At 49.8% G+C, this 18,893-nt stretch carries 15 protein-coding genes; 6 read left to right on the top strand and 9 right to left on the bottom strand.

Annotated features, from left to right (window positions below; translation table 11 throughout):
• Positions 1 to 26: 26 nt before the first annotated feature.
• From cysK to NX720_RS23475, 4 genes are all read right to left on the bottom strand, one after another.
• The gene (gene cysK, locus NX720_RS23490) at positions 27 to 998 is read right to left on the bottom strand and encodes a cysteine synthase A (RefSeq protein ID WP_262597935.1); all 972 of its coding nucleotides are present in this window, start codon (positions 996 to 998) and stop codon (positions 27 to 29) included.
• A 123-nt stretch (positions 999 to 1,121) separates the two neighbouring features.
• The gene (locus NX720_RS23485) at positions 1,122 to 2,456 is read right to left on the bottom strand and encodes a cytosine permease (protein WP_262597934.1); all 1,335 of its coding nucleotides are present in this window, start codon (positions 2,454 to 2,456) and stop codon (positions 1,122 to 1,124) included.
• Positions 2,457 to 2,560: 104 nt separating this feature from the next.
• Positions 2,561 to 3,259, bottom strand: coding sequence for a Sir2 family NAD+-dependent deacetylase (cobB, locus tag NX720_RS23480; RefSeq protein WP_262597932.1), 699 nt, complete (start codon positions 3,257 to 3,259; stop codon positions 2,561 to 2,563).
• A 139-nt stretch (positions 3,260 to 3,398) separates the two neighbouring features.
• Entirely contained in the window at positions 3,399 to 4,790 is a 1,392-nt protein-coding gene (locus NX720_RS23475; protein WP_262597930.1) for a hypothetical protein, read from the bottom strand.
• 232 nt (positions 4,791 to 5,022) lie between these two features.
• Here NX720_RS23475 and NX720_RS23470 point away from each other — a divergent pair, with 232 nt between their 5' ends.
• A complete protein-coding gene (locus tag NX720_RS23470; protein WP_262597929.1) occupies positions 5,023 to 6,801 on the top strand; it encodes a hypothetical protein in 1,779 nt (592 codons plus the stop codon).
• A 102-nt stretch (positions 6,802 to 6,903) separates the two neighbouring features.
• On the top strand, positions 6,904 to 8,586 hold the full coding sequence (locus tag NX720_RS23465; RefSeq protein WP_262597927.1) for a hypothetical protein: 1,683 nt from the start codon (positions 6,904 to 6,906) through the stop codon (positions 8,584 to 8,586).
• A 41-nt stretch (positions 8,587 to 8,627) separates the two neighbouring features.
• Here the strand turns inward: NX720_RS23465 and NX720_RS23460 are convergent, their stop codons facing one another.
• Positions 8,628 to 10,460: a beta-ketoacyl synthase gene (locus NX720_RS23460; RefSeq protein WP_262597926.1), complete on the bottom strand. Its 1,833-nt coding sequence runs from the start codon at positions 10,458 to 10,460 to the stop codon at positions 8,628 to 8,630.
• Between the two features lie 301 nt (positions 10,461 to 10,761).
• On the opposite strand from NX720_RS23460, the gene NX720_RS23455 reads away from it, so the two are divergent.
• Positions 10,762 to 11,772: a GlxA family transcriptional regulator gene (locus tag NX720_RS23455; RefSeq protein WP_262597924.1), complete on the top strand. Its 1,011-nt coding sequence runs from the start codon at positions 10,762 to 10,764 to the stop codon at positions 11,770 to 11,772.
• Positions 11,769 to 12,329 (top strand): class I SAM-dependent methyltransferase, encoded by a 561-nt coding sequence (locus tag NX720_RS23450; RefSeq protein WP_262597923.1) that lies wholly within the window; start codon positions 11,769 to 11,771, stop codon positions 12,327 to 12,329. The genes NX720_RS23455 and NX720_RS23450 overlap by 4 nt, the downstream gene beginning before the upstream one ends.
• 5 nt (positions 12,330 to 12,334) lie before the next feature.
• On the opposite strand, the gene NX720_RS23445 is transcribed toward NX720_RS23450, so the two are convergent.
• Genes NX720_RS23445 through NX720_RS23435 form a run of 3 tightly spaced genes read right to left on the bottom strand, consistent with a single transcriptional unit; the run spans position 12,335 to position 15,172 of the window.
• Positions 12,335 to 12,583 (bottom strand): FeoC-like transcriptional regulator, encoded by a 249-nt coding sequence (locus NX720_RS23445; RefSeq protein ID WP_262597922.1) that lies wholly within the window; start codon positions 12,581 to 12,583, stop codon positions 12,335 to 12,337.
• Positions 12,564 to 14,942 carry a Fe(2+) transporter permease subunit FeoB gene (gene feoB / locus NX720_RS23440; protein ID WP_262597920.1) on the bottom strand — a complete coding sequence of 793 codons (2,379 nt, stop codon included), beginning with the start codon at positions 14,940 to 14,942 and terminating at the stop codon, positions 12,564 to 12,566. Before feoB ends, NX720_RS23445 begins: the two co-directional genes overlap by 20 nt.
• Positions 14,939 to 15,172, bottom strand: a complete 234-nt coding sequence (locus NX720_RS23435) for a FeoA family protein (protein ID WP_262597919.1) — start codon at positions 15,170 to 15,172, stop codon at positions 14,939 to 14,941. The genes feoB and NX720_RS23435 overlap by 4 nt, the downstream gene beginning before the upstream one ends.
• A 292-nt stretch (positions 15,173 to 15,464) precedes the next feature.
• Here NX720_RS23435 and NX720_RS23430 point away from each other — a divergent pair, with 292 nt between their 5' ends.
• Together NX720_RS23430 and NX720_RS23425 are read left to right on the top strand one after the other, a co-directional pair.
• Positions 15,465 to 16,463 (top strand): arginine deiminase-related protein, encoded by a 999-nt coding sequence (locus tag NX720_RS23430; RefSeq protein ID WP_262597917.1) that lies wholly within the window; start codon positions 15,465 to 15,467, stop codon positions 16,461 to 16,463.
• A gap of 234 nt (positions 16,464 to 16,697) precedes the next feature.
• Positions 16,698 to 17,324 (top strand): deoxynucleoside kinase, encoded by a 627-nt coding sequence (locus NX720_RS23425; RefSeq protein WP_262597915.1) that lies wholly within the window; start codon positions 16,698 to 16,700, stop codon positions 17,322 to 17,324.
• Positions 17,325 to 17,476: 152 nt separating this feature from the next.
• On the opposite strand, the gene NX720_RS23420 is transcribed toward NX720_RS23425, so the two are convergent.
• The gene (locus NX720_RS23420; protein WP_262597914.1) at positions 17,477 to 18,571 is read right to left on the bottom strand and encodes an enoyl-CoA hydratase/isomerase family protein; all 1,095 of its coding nucleotides are present in this window, start codon (positions 18,569 to 18,571) and stop codon (positions 17,477 to 17,479) included.
• Positions 18,572 to 18,893: the final 322 nt, after the last annotated feature.

Genomic DNA, 18,893 nt, shown 5'->3' with positions numbered 1-18,893 from the left:
GAAAAAAACCGATCATCAAACCACGGTTACTGAACCAGCTCCTGCTCATCAAACTCTCCTTCAAACAGCGCCGTTGACAGATAACGCTCTCCGGAGTCCGGCAGCAGCACCACCACCTTCTTACCTTTATGAACCGGTTCTTGAGCCACTTTCAAGGCAGCCGCCAGCGCAGCGCCACAGGAAATACCCGCTAGAATACCTTCTTCACGCATTAGCCTGAGCGCCATGGCCATAGCCTCTTCATTACTGACCTGCTCAACCTGGTCCACCAGCGACAGATCCAGATTACCGGGAACAAAACCAGCGCCAATACCCTGAATCTTATGGGGGGCGGGTTTCACTTCCTGACCGGTCAGCGTCTGGGTGATAACAGGCGATGCCGTTGGCTCGACAGCCACCGAAGTAATCTTCTTGCCCTGAATTTCTTTGATGTAACGGGATACCCCGGTAATCGTACCGCCCGTTCCCACACCTGCGACAAAAATATCGATCTCACCATCGGTATCCTGCCAGATTTCCGGGCCCGTGGTTTCTTCATGAATCTTTGGGTTGGCGGGGTTTTCAAACTGTTGCAGAAGCAGGTATTTTTCAGGGTCAGAACCTGCAATCTCTTTAGCCTTTGCCACGGCACCTGCCATCCCTTTAGCCGGTTCAGTGAGAACAATGCTGGCACCCAGCGCCTTGATCACTTTCCGGCGTTCCAGGCTCATGGACGATGGCATGGTCAGGGTTAAAGGAATGCCTTTGGCAGACGCGACAAAGGCCAGGGCAATACCGGTATTGCCACTGGTAGGTTCAACCAGCTCCATGCCTTCACGCAATTTGCCGGAGGATTCCGCCTCCCATATCATGCTGGCACCAATACGACACTTGACGCTGTTAGCGGGGTTGCGTGATTCAATTTTTACATAGATTTCATGATCACCCGCAATACGATTCAATCGAACCAGCGGAGTATTGCCAATAGACAGGGAGTTATCTGCGAAGACCTTTGCCATTTTATTAGCCCATAGTCGTTGATAATGACTTTTATAAAGCCAGGTCATCATATCGCAGCAGTATATAAATTGAAGAAATATATTGTTATTTATTAATAACTATTTTAAATGACAAAAAATTTTTTATGGCTGCCTGTTTTGAGTTCCACAGCACAGCATTAAACGGTAACAGCCTGCCGATAACATAAGCACAATGATGGGTAGCGGCCAGCTATCCGGTACTGAAAACCCTGCCAGTGAAGCCAGGACAATAATGATCAGTGAGCTGATCCGGAAACCGTATTGATACCCGTATTCCCCGTCAACCCGATACAGAGCTTCAACATTTAGCTGCCAGCGCCGAGAGAAATAGTCCACCAGCAGCACTCCGGCTATGGCAGCAAACACAACCCCCGCTTTCTCCATCGTCTGCAAATAACTGTGTATCATCTCAGACATGCCAGACAGCCAGATGGCAGGAAGGCTGACCAGCAGGGTACAGGTGAAGCGACTTATGGGTTCCAAAGTGTGGCTCAGGGATAAACCACCGGTATAGAGATTGATGATATTAATCGTCCAGTTATCCATCACGATCAGGACAACAATAGCTACCACCATCAACAGACTGGACTCGACACGCAAAACATTGTGATAAAGATCGTCAGCGCTGCCACCGACCACCATCATCAGCCAGGCACCTAGCCCTGCGCCTAAAATGACTCCGCATAACGCCCCGGACATCGCACCCAGCCACAAACACCGCCGGTTCTTAACATAGCGAACCAGATCGGCAGAATCTGTGACATTCGTCAGCATACTGCCGACCACCGCATTAAACCAGAGCATCACCAGTAGCCAGTCATTGTCAGCCGGTAAACAAAACCAGTTGTTACTGGCGGCAGGTTGCTTCCAGAGCAAGACGATAATGGTTATCAGACACAGAATCTTCAACGGTAAAGCCCTGCCAAATACCCCCTGCAACCAGCGATAGCCCACCAGCGCCACCGTCACCTGCAAAACGGCAAACAGCAAAGCCACTGTTGTCAGTGGCAAAACAATACCAAAATACTCTGACAAAATAGCCGTCAGCGCCAGACTGCTGACCAGAGTCTGAAAGGCAAACCAGTAAACCGAACATACCGCCCTTAATGGCGACGTCAGCCAGCGCCCCCCCCTGACACCCAGGGCCGTGCGACAGGCCATTTGCCCGGTCAAACCGTAATCCACCCCCATTCGCGCCATGACCAGCAGGACGACCATGGCCACAACCAGGGCTACAGCCTGGGTAGCAACGACGGTGATAAACGATAAACCTCCGGCCACGCCCAGAGCCGCAGAATAGATAGAAGCGGGATTGACCAGAAAATTGGCCATTATCACAAACAGGTCATAACTACCGGCTTGCCGCAGATTGGCTGGTACGGGCTGGGTACCGTAGACTTCAATCTCAGACCTGAGCCGGGTAATCAACGATCGCAAACCATTCCTTCCTTAGTTCCTGAAATAAAGGCAATCAGGATAGGACAACAGACCGATTTACGCTTTAAAACTGAACTCAGACAGCCTGTTTTTCCACTCGTTCTTCATAAGAGACTGGACAGGTAATGGGGTACAACCTGAGTAGCGGGCCCATGTACGGCCTCCAGAAACGCATCACGGGTTTCGCTGGGCTCAAGGTTCAGTTCTACCGTATGAGCGCCAGCCCACAGCGCCTCCTGACAGAAACCCGCTGCCGGATAGACGTTGCCGGAAGTACCAATTGAGATAAACAAATCACACCGGGAGAGCGCATCGTAAATACGTTCCATCTCCAGAGGCATTTCTCCAAACCAGACAATATGAGGGCGCAGGTTACCGGGTTTGTTACAGCAGGGGCATTTTGTCTCCAGCGTTACGTCCTGTTTCCACTCAAACGCCTGTTCGGTATCCTGACAACGCACTTTATACAACTCACCGTGCAGATGAATCAGGTTACGACTGCCTGCCCGTTCATGGAGATCATCCACATTCTGAGTCACCAGAAGAAATTCACCCGCAAACGATTGTTCAAAATCAGCCAGAGCCCGATGAGCCTGGTTAGCTTCAACTTCACTCAGCTGCTGACGGCGCTGGTTATAAAAAGTCTGTACCAGCGCCGGATTGCGGTAGTAACCCTCTGGCGTAGCAACATCCTCAATTGGATGATTTTCCCACAGACCATCACTGGCCCGGAAAGTACGAATGCCGGATTCTGCCGAAATACCAGCACCCGTTAAAACGACAATAGACTTATATTTTGGCATTGGTAACCTGTTACTTAGGGACTATATATACGGCTGTTGGCTGTTGGCTGTTGGCTGTTGGCTGTTGGCTGTTGGCTGTTGGCTAACAGCTAATAGCTAATAGCTAATAGCTAATAGCTAATAGCTAATAGCCAACAGCTTAAAGCCTGTAAGTGGCCTGATAACTGATCTCCTGAGAGCTTTTGGCAGGCACTTTAATGATAAGAGTGCGTAATCCTTCCAGGGTGGCGCCTTTTACATCACTGATTTTCAATAATCCCGAATCACGCTCCATCAGCGTCAGCTGAACCGCAACATCCTGATCATTACGCACCACGGCCTGCCACTGGTTCTTCAGGTTTTTCTCCTGCTGCTGAGAGTTTTTCAGGTTACGCTCAACCCTGACAGCCAGGGCTTCGCCCATCGTTAAATGCGCATAGTCGCCGGATGTCGTCTGCGCCAGCCAGCTTTCACCGGCTATGATCGTCGCACCATCACGGGTTTCCTCAAACAGTTTAACCGGTGCAGCAGGCAGATCAGTTTCCGCCTTGAAACGATAAGTCAGGCGAGGTCTTTCTGTTACCTTATTGTGACCGCCAAAAGAACGTCCATAAACATCCAGCGTATACAGCTTTTCTACCTTCAGGGAATCCTTACGCAACAGGCTGATCTGCTGACTCGATTGCGCAGGCAACCGGGTTCCTTCCGGCAGTTTCTGAACCAGCATCTCCCCCACTCTTTCACCCGCCGAACCCATGACGGCCGGAGCGGCGTCCATCATCGCCTGCTTGCTGCGGGCATAGCCAGCCTGTCTGCTGGTATCACCGGAAACCAGTCGTATATCCATCTGAGTGAAACTGGTGTCACTGTAATTATTCAGCAGGGCACTCAGCTCCAGCCGCAATTTGCCGGAGTCATTAACGGTCATACGATAATAGTTGCTATAACGTAAAGACGGTGTCACATAAGACAGCTGCAGACTATCAGCCTTTAACTGTTTAACCTGTTCGGGTGTGAATGATGCAGTAATACCTGAAACCAGCTGATTATCAGCAACCATGGAATCACGACCAGCAACCCGGATACCCTGGGGATCGCTCCAGTCCACAAGATACTGTCGTCCATTGGTTCCCTGAACCAGTGCCAGGCCCGAATAGTAAGACAACATCGTACCCTGTACCGGAACATTCAAACCGCCACCCAGCAATTCTACCGATTTACCCACCATGCCCCGATAAATCACATCCCGGTTTAAACCTTCCGGTTGCCAGAGTAACTGAGCAGGTGTCACTGATCCGGCATTTTCCTTATACCTCAGTTCAAGGCTTTCATGGTCCCATTCCCGGGGCAGTCCCGACACCTGCAGGCGACCCTGCTCAGAAGGCAGGGCAGACAGAGAATGACGAACAAATGCCTTGTCAGAATACAGCGTCAGACTGGATTGAACAGCACTGCTGATATCCACACGCCCGGCATCCGCCCGGGCAGCCAGCGGCTGTATACCCACTGTTCCTACTAACATCAGGGCTAAGCCCAGACGATTCATGAGCATTTGATTCTCCTTCCTGTCAGCCAAAACACCTGCCATATCTTAAGCGCCACAACATCGTACAACGATGCAATAACAGTCTGATGAGAATGGCTTGAGTGACCCACAAAATCAACCAAAGGTTGTTTCTTTTACAAATAACTAAAATCTTCTACTTTAACTTTACCGTTTTTCATAACGCCTCCTGAACAGGGTTCTTGCAGGAGGCTCACAATAATCTAATGGAGATATCAGAATGACAATGGCTAATGCGCCAGAAATAACAATAGGACAAAAAAGTCAACTAATGAAAACACTGGCAGGCCTGCTTCTTATGCTGGTGTTTTTCCTCCACGGTGGTCAGGCAAAAGGCGTGGAAACCCATTACATTGATAAGTTCATAGATTCCGGAGCCAGTATAGGGAATCCTGACTATATCCAGTTCGGCGCAGTCAGAATCAACTTGCAACATGGATCGATTCCTGATGATAACAGGGTTGAAATAGATGAAAACTTCAATCCCGACGAATTCGATTTAAATCATTACTCAACATTTTTTGAAACTCAAAGGGTTATTGACCTTTTCTACGAAGTAACAACATTGGCTGCAGACACAGGAACAGCCCTAACAGCCACAGGAGGAAGAAACTCAGCCCTGGCCATGCTGTCTGTAATTAACCGTTTATTTATGGAAAACAGAGATACAGCAATAAACCGCCTTCACTCATTTCATGATTCAGGAGAGCAGCCCTATGCAGAATCTATGTTTAACTACCTTGTAGAAAATAGTGAAACTCAGGAAGAAGTATTTACAATAGCTTTTTACGGTTTCTGGCTTCGCCAAAACAACGCTGTCAACTTGCCTGCTGACAGGACAAACCTGACCGCTTCTTTCGGTGAACTTATACAAAACGGCATCAGCGACCGAGCTGGCAACACTGAGCAAGCGAGCCAACAAAACAGAAGTGTTAACATCAACCATCATTTTGGCATGCTTCATAGTGACGAAGGCATTGTAGGATCTTTACAGGAACAAAATGTTGCAACCACTTTTGCCCTGGCAGTTGGGCTGAATGCTTTGCTGGAAAGCTCGCCCTCACAACAGTCTGAAGACAGAACAATTGAACAGATTTTGAGTAGAAGCCCAGTATTGCCGTTGGCACAGCAAACACTGATAGCTTCAATGGGCAGACGACGGCCTGCACCTCACACTACTACCTCTGACACGCCCTCTGAAAGCACTCTGCCAAATGATACGAGCAGCCCTTTATCAAATAATAATCATCAACCAGCCTTGCCGCTCAGCATGTATGGTTTTCTTTTTCCTGATAATTTCCCATCGACTCTCGGGAGCCTCTACAGAAACTACCGTCAATCCAAAAAACATAAAACACCCGCAAGTAGAATACCGTTCCCATTTTTTTTAGCTATTGGGGCATCAAGTGCTCAAAACAGTGCCAGCTCGCAAACACTGAATCAATTAGTTACCAACGGAGTATTCGGCACTGACCTGTACGGAGCGACTTGTGACAGTACATCTTCGCCGACATCAGAGTCAGGCTCCGTTATAACCAGCGAAGAGCTGGACACAGTATCATCCAACCTGACCAGATATTTAAAAACCGACACAATCATTCCTAAACAAATTCCTGGTATCGTTCATGCCGTCCTGGTAGAGCTTCAGTCTGTTAATAGACTGGAGCCGGACAGTTTCATCCGTTCTAAGCGAGGCAAAGCTTGCGCTAATCTGGCAATCTCTATTGGAAGGGGGGCTTCAAATGATAACCAGCCGCTATCCGCAGAAACACTACTGCTCAGGGGGTTGTTCAGGGGTTATTTTGAGACTTTTTCGACAGCACTTCAGCGACTAGCCGACGGTGATCGTGAGTCTCCAGAGGTGAGGGCTCTCATAGTTTTGCTTAACATCATAATAGAAACCGAGACAGGCTATTCAGCTCCCCCTTCGCCCGCTGACCAGCTGAACAAACGACAACCACCATCCGGAGGTGCCGGAGCCAGTCTTGCTGCCCCATAAAAAAAGACCCGATGGCCAGGAGGCTCACAATAAGCTAGTGGTGAAATTGATATGATAATGGCTAACACGTCAGACAAAACAATAATACAAAAAGATCAGCCGATGAAAACACTGGCAGGCATGCTTCTTATGCTGGTGTTTTTCCTCCATGGTGGACAGGCAAAAGGCGTGGAAAGCCATTACATTGATAAATTCATAGATGCCGGGGGCAACCACGGTAAACCTGATTACATCAGGCTCGGCGCGACCAGAATAAACTTGCAGCCCGGAACAACTCCTGATGATGACAGAGTTGAATTAACTGACGAGTTCAATCCCAGCTCAGGTTTAGCATATTTTGAGTATCAAAGGATTATTGACCTTTTTTACGGAGTGACAGAATTGGCTGCTGACACTGGAACAGCAACAACACCGGGAGAAAGAAACTCAGCCCTCGCCATGCTGTCTGTAATTAGCCGTTTATTTATGCTAAACAGGGATTTACAAATAAAGTCTAATAACCTGTTTGTTATTGTTGCTTCAACACAAAAAGCCTATGAGAAATATAAGAATTATAAGGATTACATTGATTCCATGTATAGCTACGTTGTAAAACATAGTAAAACCCAAAAAGACCTATTTGAACTGGCTTTTCATGGTTTCTGGCTTCACCAATACAACGCTCTCAACTTGCCTGTTCACAGGGCAAACCTGACTGTTTCCTTTGGCAATTTCATACAATACGGCATCAACGAACGAGCTAGCCCACAAAGCACAAAAGTTAACTTTAACGAGCATTTTGGCAAGCTTCACAGTGACGAGGGCATCGTAGAATTTTTACGGGAACAAAATGTCGCAACCACCTTTGCCCTGGCAGTTGGGCTGAATGCTTTGCTGGAAGCCTCACCCTTAGATCAGTCTGAAGAAAGAACCATTGAGCAGATTTTGGGGGAAAGCCGGGTATTGCCATTGGCACAGCAAACAGTGGTAGCTTTACTGAACAGGCCGTCCGTGAATGACTATGCCCGCCCCTCCTCTAACCCGCCCTCTGAAACAGCGCCCTTATATAGCCTTCTTTCTCCTGATGCATTCCCATCGACTCTCGGAAGCCTCTACAGGAACTACCGTCAATCCACAATACATAAAATACCCACAAACAGAATACCATCCCTTTTCTTTTTTGCTGTTGGGACATCAAGTGCTCAAAACAGCATCAGCTCGCAAGAACTGAACAAACTGGTTAACAACCAAATATTCGGCACTGACCTGTATACAGCGACTTGCGACAGCACATACACACCAACTTCAGAAGCGAACCCCGTCATAACCAGAGAAGAGCTGAATATAATAAGCAACAACCTGAATAACTACTTACAAAGCCTGGGTTCCGATACAGTCAACCCTGATCAAATTGATCATATCCGTGAATCCATCATGACAGAGCTTGAGTGCGTAAACAGACTGGAGCCTTGCGGTTTCACCTACCCCGGATCAGGCAGAGCTTACACTAATCAGGCAAAAGCCTTCAGAGACATGTTCATACAGCCAAAGCCTGATCAGCCGCCAGCCGCAGAAACACTACTGCTCAGGGGGTTGTTCAGGGGTTATTTTGAGACTTTCTCGACAGCACTTCAGCGACTAGCCGACGGTGATCGTGAGTCTCCAGAGGTGAGGGCTCTCATAGTTTTGCTTAACATCATAATAGAAACCGAGACAGGCTATTCAGCTCCCCCTTCGCCCGCTGACCAGCTGAACAAACGACAACCACCATCCGGAGGTGCCGGAGCCAGTCTTGCTGCCCCCTGAAAAAAAGAACCCATTACCGCTTCAGGTAATGGGTTACTACCTCACCAGTACGGGTTTTCCAGGTTCAGATTTGTCGCTCGACCATAGCCGGGTACCGACAGTTTCTGATCCGTATACTCCAGCTCGTCGCCATTCAGGACGCCTTCACCAAACTGGTAGATCGGCAGCATGGTTCCCTGTTGATGTCGGGCTTCGTATTCCTGCTGCCGTTCACGAGTATTTTCCTGACGGTGTTGCCATGCGGCAGCCACTTTTTCACCATGCTTTTTCTGCAGCATTGACCGGGTTACGTCGGGGCTCAACACCAGGGCAGTCGCATTATTACCGCCGAAGCCTTTAGCGTTCACCAGTGTCATATCCATGCCCTTAACACCGGTATCCAGATGATCGGTAAGAATATTCAGGTGGGAAGTGTGAACATCGTCCGCAATGTTTTTGATGGTACGAATACCCGGAATAATACCCTGATTCCAAACCCCAAGGGTTGACATTATCTGGTCGCCACCGGCCACACCGATAGAATGCCCAACATAGCTTTTCACGGCAGATACCGCCCACTGGTTAATACCAAAGACTTTGGCCGTCTCATTGAGAATATGGGATTCCGTCACACGGTTTTGCGGTGTACCCGTACCATGGGCCTGAACATAACTGCGCTGACGAAGCGCTTCTTCACCCAGGATGGACCGACCCAGTGCAGCAGCCCTGGCAACGGTCAGATAGTTACCGGCACCTGGAGCAGAGATGGATTTTTTGTAGCCATCCGCATTAACAAAAACATCAGCCACTGCTCCCAGTACTTCAGCACCTGCTTCCATAGCCAGTTCATCATCCATCAAAATCAGAAACTGGGAAGACTCGGCAATGGTAAAGCCCGCATTATTGGCAAACGGCCGACAGGCACGACGCCAGTCCGGGTCTTCGCTCTCCATCAGTTCATCCAGTCCCCTGAGGTCTGAATCCGTTGCCAGTGCGCCCATAGTGGTATAGCCGTCCATGATTTCAGGCGTAACAGGCGCTTCACTGTTGCCCACCACCACCAGACGGCGGCGACCGCTGCGAATATCATTCACCGCCAGTTGCAGGTTATACAGCATGGTGGCACAGGCTCCCATACTGGTGCCGGTGGCTCCCAGAGAGCCCAAAATATAGGCATTAATAAAATCCGCCGACATTTCCGCAAAACCCAGAGGACACTGCTTGGATGTCACACGCTTGCCCAGCAGGCGTGCCTGCATCATGCCTCCGTTGCCGTTGTAATCCAGCTGACTCATGGCACAACCGGAGTACACTGCCATCTCCTCGGGAGCCAGCAAACCTTTCAGCCCTGCCCAATCAAGCCCTGAAGACAGCACCGCATCGGAAGCACCAAAGACGGTCATAGCCAGTGAACGGGGGTGATGGCGGGACTGGTACAGCTTTTCTGGCCGAAAGCCTGATGGCAATTGCCCGGCCGCTTTGACCGGCGAAACCCGGCTGCCCGGCAGCATCATTTTATGAGTCGCCGTCACCCGGACCCGAACGTGCTTACCATCAGCCAGAGGCTCAGCTACCCAACCTTCGGGTAAAGTCGGCAGACGGCGTACTGGCAGAATCAGCTCCGAACCTTCCTGAACATTCAGGGCATTATGCAGGTAGAGGAGGTCGGCATCGAAAAGATTGTCTTCCAGCTGACGAATCAGGGTACCGGAAAGAATCTCCTGCTCGGTGGCAGTGTTGTCCAGCCCTCGCAGGCGGGCGATGGCGCTCAGGGTTTGCTGACGCTCAGCTGACCCCAGCCGGTCAACCACCAGACGGCGATAACCATGAAAACCGGAGCTTCGCCCTGCCGGACTGACGCCACCCTGGGCAACGATAACGGGTAATCTGGACACTCAGAAACTCCTGACACCTTAAATGATGACACCTGTTTCCGGATGACGGTCTGAATGAATGGCCGATACGCTGGAAACAGTACTTTCAATATGTCGCTGTAGTGTAATGGTACTGTCATCGTGTCATCTGGACAAAACAGCCAAAACAGCCGACAATTTAGCCACTGTCTAGCCACAGCCAGCGGTATTAGCAATCAAAAATATACTGGGCTTTTGGCTTTTGGCTTTTGGCTATTAGCTGCTCATACCACCAACCAATAGCCAATAGCCAATAGCCAATAGCTTCGGTAAATATTTAATAATGATTTCAGATTCACTCAGGTTACAACGGGTCAGAGTTCCCCTGCTGGAACACATGCTCACCACCAGCATCAGCCTGCCTATGGAGATGCTGGCAGCTGCCACCATGTACAGCCGGATGGCTCATAAAAAAGCGTCTATTGACGTACAGTTATGCAGCCACAATGGCACAGCGGTGCTGTCCCATGGCAACATTCTACTGTCACCTTCAATGGATCTCTCATCCTCTGGAAATGCTGACCTGATACTGCTGCCAGCACTATGGCGCAACCCCATGCCGATTGTCAGGCGCTCCCCGGAAACCATTGACTGGATCAGAGAACAATACAACCATGGCGCTACATTCTGTGTCGCGGGCACCGGGGTAGCACTGATGGCAGAAAGCGGGCTGCTGGATCATCAGCCTGCGACGACGCACTGGTATTATCTCAACCGGTTGCGCAAACATTATCCCGAAATTCTGTTTAAACCCCATCACCTGATTACCCGGGCAGGAAGGATTTACTGCGCAGGCAGTGTGAACTCGGTAGCAGACCTGATGGTGCATATCATCAAGCGTGCCATGGGGCGTGATATAGCCAACCGGGTAGCCCAACAGTTTTCTCACGAAATCCGTCGTCCGTTTGAACAGACCCATTACGCTGACGACCACACCACCAGCCACGGGGATGAAATTATTGTTAACCTGCAAGGCTGGCTGCACCAGCATATTCAGGATGACATTAACAGCCAGCGTCTTCTGGCGGTCACCGGCCTGACCCAGCGCACTCTGAACCGTCGCTTTCGTGAGGCAACAGGCATGTCACCCTTTCATTATCTGCAACAACTGCGCCTGAACCATTGTGCCGAGCTACTAAAAGCCACCGACCTGTCAATTACTGAAGTCGCCCTGCAATCCGGCTTTAATGATCCGGACTACTTCAGCCGACAATTTAAACAGCACTATCAACTCAACCCTTCGGACTTCCGCCGTAGTGTCCGGGGCAAACTGTTCTATCTGGACACTGAATGACTGACAGGGACTGGATCGTCTGGCTGCTGACCGGACTGGCTTTTGCCATGACTGCCTCTATTGTCTGCTGGTCTTTAAGGCTGGGCATTACGCCCACCCCAACCAGTCAAAAAGTCAGGCAGACAATGGAAGCTCTGTTACCGGAATCCGTAGATGGCAGAATTTATGAGCTTGGCTGTGGCTGGGGAACACTGCTGTTGATGCTGGGCAGGCGCTACCCAAATCACCTCATTACAGGTTATGAGCAATCAACAATTCCTTATCTGGTGGCCCGGGCATTGACGGTTCATAAAGCCAACATAAAGGTAGTGAAGCAGAATTTTTTTACCGTTCAGCTGCAAGACCCGGGGCTTATAACCTGCTATCTGTTTCCAGAAGCCATGAAACAAATGGAGGGTTACTTAAAGCGACAAGTGTCTGATAACTGCTTAGTCATAAGTCACACCTTCAGGCTACCGGGCTGGGACAGCATTAAAGAAATCAAAGCGAATGATTTGTATCGAACGTCCATCTTTGTTTACAAGAGGCGTATACAAGAGAGGCATTCATCAGAATAAAAGGGTCAATCCAGCTGACACAGAGGAATGCTGTCAGCCCCGGTCTCCAGCCAGCGATACATCTCCAGCTGCTCTGGTGAACAGCTGACACAGCCCTTACTGCAACCAGACTGTTCCCGTATCAGCTTGCCTTTGCGTATCCAGTGAGACAGCATGCCGCGCATGGCATCCGGGCTGACATCAAACCGCTCGCTCAGTTCAGCCAGGGAAGCGATTCCCTGGCTGCTGAGGTGATCACGAAGAGCTATTAGCATGGGTATTTGGCTTACCAGCAGTGCTCTTTGCCTGTGCAAGCAGCCAGCCAGCATTGCCGTTGGTACCGAGATAGCGCATCACCGCGAAAATAGCGGCCATGACGGCGGCTAAGGCAGCCACCCAACTTAATGTCACCACAGGCTGAACCGTCAGCAGCGAGAGCTGATAATAAAGTGTGGCAACCGAGTACCCGACGAATAACGTCCAGCCAGAAACAAACAGACTCCAGCCTGTTCCTGCTTCACGGTAGATAGCGCCTACCACTGCAACACAGGGGGTGTACAGCAGAATAAACAGCAGATAGGCAATGACGGCCGCATCACCCGGAAAAAGGCTACGCATAACCGTAAAGGTACTCACCTCTACGGCCTGGTCTTTGGCGACGCTTTTAAGGTCGCTCAGGTCACCGATGTCCATACCCAAAGGGTCAGAGACGTTTTCTGCCAGCCCTGACAGGTTAGCTGGAACCGAAGCCAAAGCGGCTTCGACACCCGCCATCGGGTCAAAAGATTTGTCGACAGCATCACCCTGCCGGTCATTGGCAATGGTGCTATACATGGCGTTCAGAGTGCCCACGAACGCTTCTTTGGCCAGCATGCCGGTAAAAATACCCACCGCTGCAGGCCAGTTGTCTTCCTGCATTCCCATAGGCTTAAAGACCGGAGTAATGCTCTGCCCAACATAACTGAGCACGGATGAATCAGAATCCTGATGACCAAAGCTGCCATCGGTTCCCAGAGAGCTCAGGGTGTTGAGCACCAGCACAACCATGATGATCACTTTACCGGCACTCAGGACAAAGGCTTTCAGGCGATCCCAGGTGCGCAGGAATACCTGCTTCGCGGAGGGAAGATGATAGTTTGGTAACTCCAGAATAAACGGCGAGGTCACACCATTGAGCAAACTGTTTTTTAATACCAGTCCGGTAAAGACCGCAGCCAGGATACCCACTATATAGAGGATGAAGACCACGTTCTGACCATTGACCGGGAAAAACGCCGCGGCAAACAGCGCATAGACCTGCAAACGGGCACCACAGGACATAAACGGTGACATGGCGATGGTTAACAAACGGTCTTTCTGGCTATCCAGAGTTCGCGTTGCCATAATGGCGGGCACATTGCAGCCAAAGCCCACCAGCAAGGGCACAAATGCCTTCCCCGGTAAACCCAGAAAACGCATCAGCCGATCTATGACAAATGCCGCCCTTGCCATATAGCCCGAATCTTCCAGCACCGACAAAAACAGGAACAGTGAGGCGATCACCGGGATGAAGGACGCTACGGTTGCAATACCACCACCGACACCGTTAGCCAACACGGCAATAACCCAGCCCGGGGCATTCATGCCTTCCAGAAGATGAGTCGCCCCATCCACCGTGAAGGTGCTCACCATGATTTCGAAGAAATCGTTAAAACCTCTGCCAAAGTTCATAGAGAGCATGAACATCAGGTACATCACGCCAAGGAAGACGGGCAGCCCAAGAAACCGGTTCAAAGCCAGCCGGTCAATACGCTCGCTGAGTCGATGATTCAAAACGCCACGCTGCCTGATGACCTTCTTCATTATTTCGCCAATGACATCATAACGCCAGTTGGCTACCAGAATATCAATCTCTGCGCCCTGCTCCTGTTCCAGGACGTCACGCAAACGGCTTCCCTGATTCTGCGATAGCGCCTGAACGGACTTCGGCAAACTGGCAGCCACACCGGATTCACCTTCCAGAAGTTTTATGGCACACCAGCGCACCGTGCTTTTATCCGTCAGATGGTTACCGACAAAGGCTTCCAGATCAATAACGGCCGATTCAAGCGCTTTACTGAGTGGCAATGGCTGTGAAGCGGGTATGACTGACTGAAAATAGGCATTTAACTGGTCTTTCAGCTCAGTCAAGCCCTCATTCCTGCTGGCTACCATGGTTAAAACCGGACAGCCCAGAGCGCTGGATAACGCTTTCGGGTCAATCACCATCCCCTTATCAGCAGCAACATCCATCATATTCAGAACCACTACCACCGGTAGCCCCATATCCAGCAGCTGAGTGGTCAGGTAGAGGTTACGTTCAATATTGGCTGCATCGATGACATTCAGAGCCAGCCTGGCTTTACGCTCAATAATAAAGTCCCGGGCAATACGTTCATCCATGGATACCTGATCATCCACCACATCCAGACAGTAGGTGCCGGGCAGGTCTACCACTTCGACATCCAGCCCTTGATGGCGGTAATGCCCGCTTCGGCGCTCTACCGTCACACCCGACCAGTTACCAACCTGCTGTCTGGCACCTGTCAGGGCATTATAAACCGTGGTTTTACCGCAGTTAGGGTTACCGACGATGGCAAATACATGCTCACTCATATCCGACTCACCTCAACCACTGCCGCCTCGTCACGACGAATGCTGAGCTGAAAGCCCCGAATCTGAAGTTGAATGGGATCCCCCATAGGGGCGACACGGCAAACCGTAAACTGAACACCCGGTGTTAAGCCCATGGCTAACAACTTGCGTCGATAGACTGCTCCCGCATTCCGAAAGGCTTTCACCCGGCCGGAATCCCCGACCTGAAGCTCACCAAGGATTGATACCATTTAACGCTCCATAACTACAATCATCGACAGAAAAAACGTAACGGCAAAAGGGCTGACAAAGCACCAGTAGCTATCTGGTCAGTTATGTGTGAAATTATCGGGAACCAGAGGAATAAGTAAGAACGTAAGGTTAGACGCAAATGAGAATAATTACAATTAAGAGTCGAACGAACGGGTACAGCAGAAACCTCAAATACGTCTATCTTGCCTTTTAAGATCCTGATAGTTGTGATGATCAGAGCCATTAAAAATGAAACAGATATATCTTTTTGGTTTATTGATCCTTTCCGCCATGTTTTTACAATCTGGCTACCCGACTGATCAATTAACGTCTTACGTTGTTACGATACCTCCTAATTACTTCGCCGCTGACGGTCAACCACTGACGCCCCGGGTTTTACGAAAAACAAAACCGGACAGATCAGAGAATATTCACCCAAAAGCGCTTCGGGAATACACAGCCGTTAAAAAGCGACTGCTCAGCCATCATATACATGTCATTGAGCTACCGGGCTATCATGCACCCGATGCCCCCGACTCGGTATTTCCCAATAACTGGTTTATCTCTTTTCCGGCTCCCTGTCCTGAGAATATCCGATGCGGTTCGACAGGCAATACGCTCATTACGCTCTTTCCCATGCAGGCGAATCAGAAAAAAGAGAAGTCTCGTATCAACACTTTGCAAAAGGCACTGGGTCAGCAGGCAATTTCCAGCCAGTATAATGGGGAAATTCTGAAAAGCATGACAGACAGCCAGTCATTGGACGGGGGCAGCAGTATGGTTCTGGATCGTGAAAATAAAGTCATTTTTGCTGCACTCTCGCCTCGCACCAACCAGACACTACTGCAAGATTTTGCCGGGCAGCAGGGTTATAAACTGATCGCTTTCAGGACAGTCTTTTATGATCAGCCTGTTTACCATACGCGCATGATGCTGAGTATTGGTGCCAAATTTGCTGTCCTGTGCAGTGAGTGCATCAGTGAGCAGCTGGATCGTCAACAGGTCTTGAAGGCGCTTTCCGACAAAACAGTGATCGATATCACGCCTGATCAGACCAGAAAGTTTGCCGGTAATCTGTTGCAACTGAAAAACGATCAGGGGAAAACCATTACCGTGATATCCCGAACCGCGTTCCAGTCCCTGAATGATGAGCAACTGAGAGTGTTGAACGACTTCAACGAACAGCTTCTGGTCTTCGATATTCCCGCCATAGAGACCTACGGTGGAGGCAGTATCGGCTGCATGCTGGCGGAAATTTTTCTTCAGCCGACGTTAACATTAACACCCTGATTATTTAGGCCTGCCATGAAATACCTGATTCTGTCTCTCATTGCGCTCACTCTGACAGGGTGCTGTATGGTTCCTGACCTGCCAGGACCCATCGGCATTCCCGGAATATAACCTAACCTGCTCGTACAATAGTCAGAAAAGGCTTAATGACTGGTCTGAATACTTATTGAACCACTGTCGACAATTTCCTATCGTTCGCGTCCTGATTATATGACAACTAAACCAGGTTCCCGGATGACACAGACCAATCACTTTGTTGCAGTAGAAGCCAATATCGCAGCCGGTAAATCCACCCTGCTACCGAAACTGGCTGAAGCGCTGGACTGGGACCCTATTCAGGAGCCGGCTGATGACCCGGAATTTGCCCGACTTCTGGGTGAATTCACCAGCAATCCGAAAGACTCGGGCAGTCGTATCCGATTTCAGTCGTACATAACCCAGCGCCGTGCGGAAATTGTTGAAAGCCTGCCCGGCCATCGCAACTATCTGATTGAGCGTTCCCTGTACTCGGACCTGATCTTTACCCAGGCTAACTTCCTCAGCATGGATCAACCAGACACTGAGTTTATGCTGCATTACTGTGAAATTCAGAAGCGGCTGAAAGAGTACCCACGCATCAGTGCGGTGGTCTACCTGCACACAACGCCGGATAAAGCCCATGAGCGTCTGCAATACCGTGCCCGTAAGGCAGAAAATGGCACGCCTTTTGAGTATATCCGGGATATTCATAACTACCACGAGGCTATCCTGCCACAAATCTGTGCGTCCATGAACACGCCTCTGATCACTATGGACTGGAACGACTTTGGCTGTGAACACCAGGTGGCAGAAAAGATTATTGAAGTGGTTCAGAAGCACTGACCTGTTAGGGAAGTGGCATTCAATAACATACCAGCTCCTCCGTCATTCCCGCGAAGGCGGCTCTCGTAAAGGAGAGAGTACCACGGTAGTGGATCCCCGCCTTCGCGGGGATGACGATAGAGTTGCATACATGGTTTTTAGCGCTTAGCTAACTACAAATCCGCTAAAGGATGAGTCTCCCAGTCGGGAACAAAGAAAGAGTCAACCGTTTCCCCGGAAATGTCAGCCAATGTGGCGTACTGCCAGTTCGGTTGCCTGTCCTTATCCACCAGCAATGCCCGGACACCTTCACAGAAGTCGCCCCGAAGAACGGTATTAACAGAAAGGGTGAGTTCACTCTGGAAAGCTTCTTTAAGAGAAAAGTGACGTGTACGCTGAAGCTGCTCATAAGTCAGGGTAATGGACAAAGGAGAGCCATTTAAGGCTGTCTTCCGGGCTTTACTCAGCCATTCATCACTGGTTTCCAGAGCTTCAAGCGCAGCCATTATGCCAGGCAGCGATGGCTTTCCCATCATTTTCTTGATCAGATCCCGGTGCTCGCGAATCTTGGAGTATGGCAACCAGCCGGCACTCTGGTCAGCGTATTCCTGAACCACGTTATAAGTGACCTGATACGCATCCTGCTGCCAGTCAGCCTGCTGCAGGGAGGCCAGTACATTATGACGAAATGCGTGATCAACAAAACGGTTACCCAGACCGAGATACACGGCATCTGCCGGATTTAACTGGCAGGCGGTCAGGGCGACAAACAGGCCTGTTTTTGCTGGCATACGCCCCAGCAGCCAGGAACCCCCGACATCCGGATACAGGCCAACCGTGATTTCCGGCATAGCCATCACGGTAGTATCCGTCACCACCCGGAAATCCGCGCCAGCCATCAGGCCAACCCCGCCCCCCATCACAAAGCCATGCCCCCAGCAGATAACGGGTTTGTTATAAACATGAATCAGGTGGTCAAGCCGGTATTCCTGTTCAAAAAAAGCCTGAACAGAGGCCTTGTTATTTATCAGGGCAGACTCACGAGCCGCCCTGACATCACCACCGGCACAGAAAGCCCGGTCTCCTGTTCCCTGTAGAAAGACACAGACAATGCCCTCATCGTTATGCCAGCTCAACAGTTGGCGATGCAGTTCATTAATCATCTCCTGATCAAGCGCATTCAGGCTTTTTGGGGCATTTAGCGTAACGACCCCAATCCTGTGACCACTGACGGTATCAAGCTCCTGAAACTCAACCTTCTCGCTCATTGACTCTCCCCCCCTGCTGAGGTAAACCGAACTGTCTTATCACTATCCACTCACTATATGAGACAGGCAATGCTATTTCAAACCACTCATCGTAATATCTTAAAGTAGGAATCCAAAGTCGTAAGATTTAATTCATGCTGAATGCAGACACTCTCTTTGCCTTTTAGCGAAAATTCATCTACTTTAATCTGGTATTTTTAAAGTTAAAAAATGTGTACAAATAATTCTTTGATATTTTTATAGTGAACTTTTTGCATAATTACTTTCCAAAGACTTTCAACCTGTAAAAAGAAGAGTAAAACTTACATACCCATTCTGAAAT

Source organism: Endozoicomonas euniceicola (genome assembly GCF_025562755.1).
In the GTDB taxonomy this organism is placed as follows: domain Bacteria; phylum Pseudomonadota; class Gammaproteobacteria; order Pseudomonadales; family Endozoicomonadaceae; genus Endozoicomonas_A; species Endozoicomonas_A euniceicola.
This window is presented reverse-complemented; position numbering and strand designations above follow the sequence as displayed.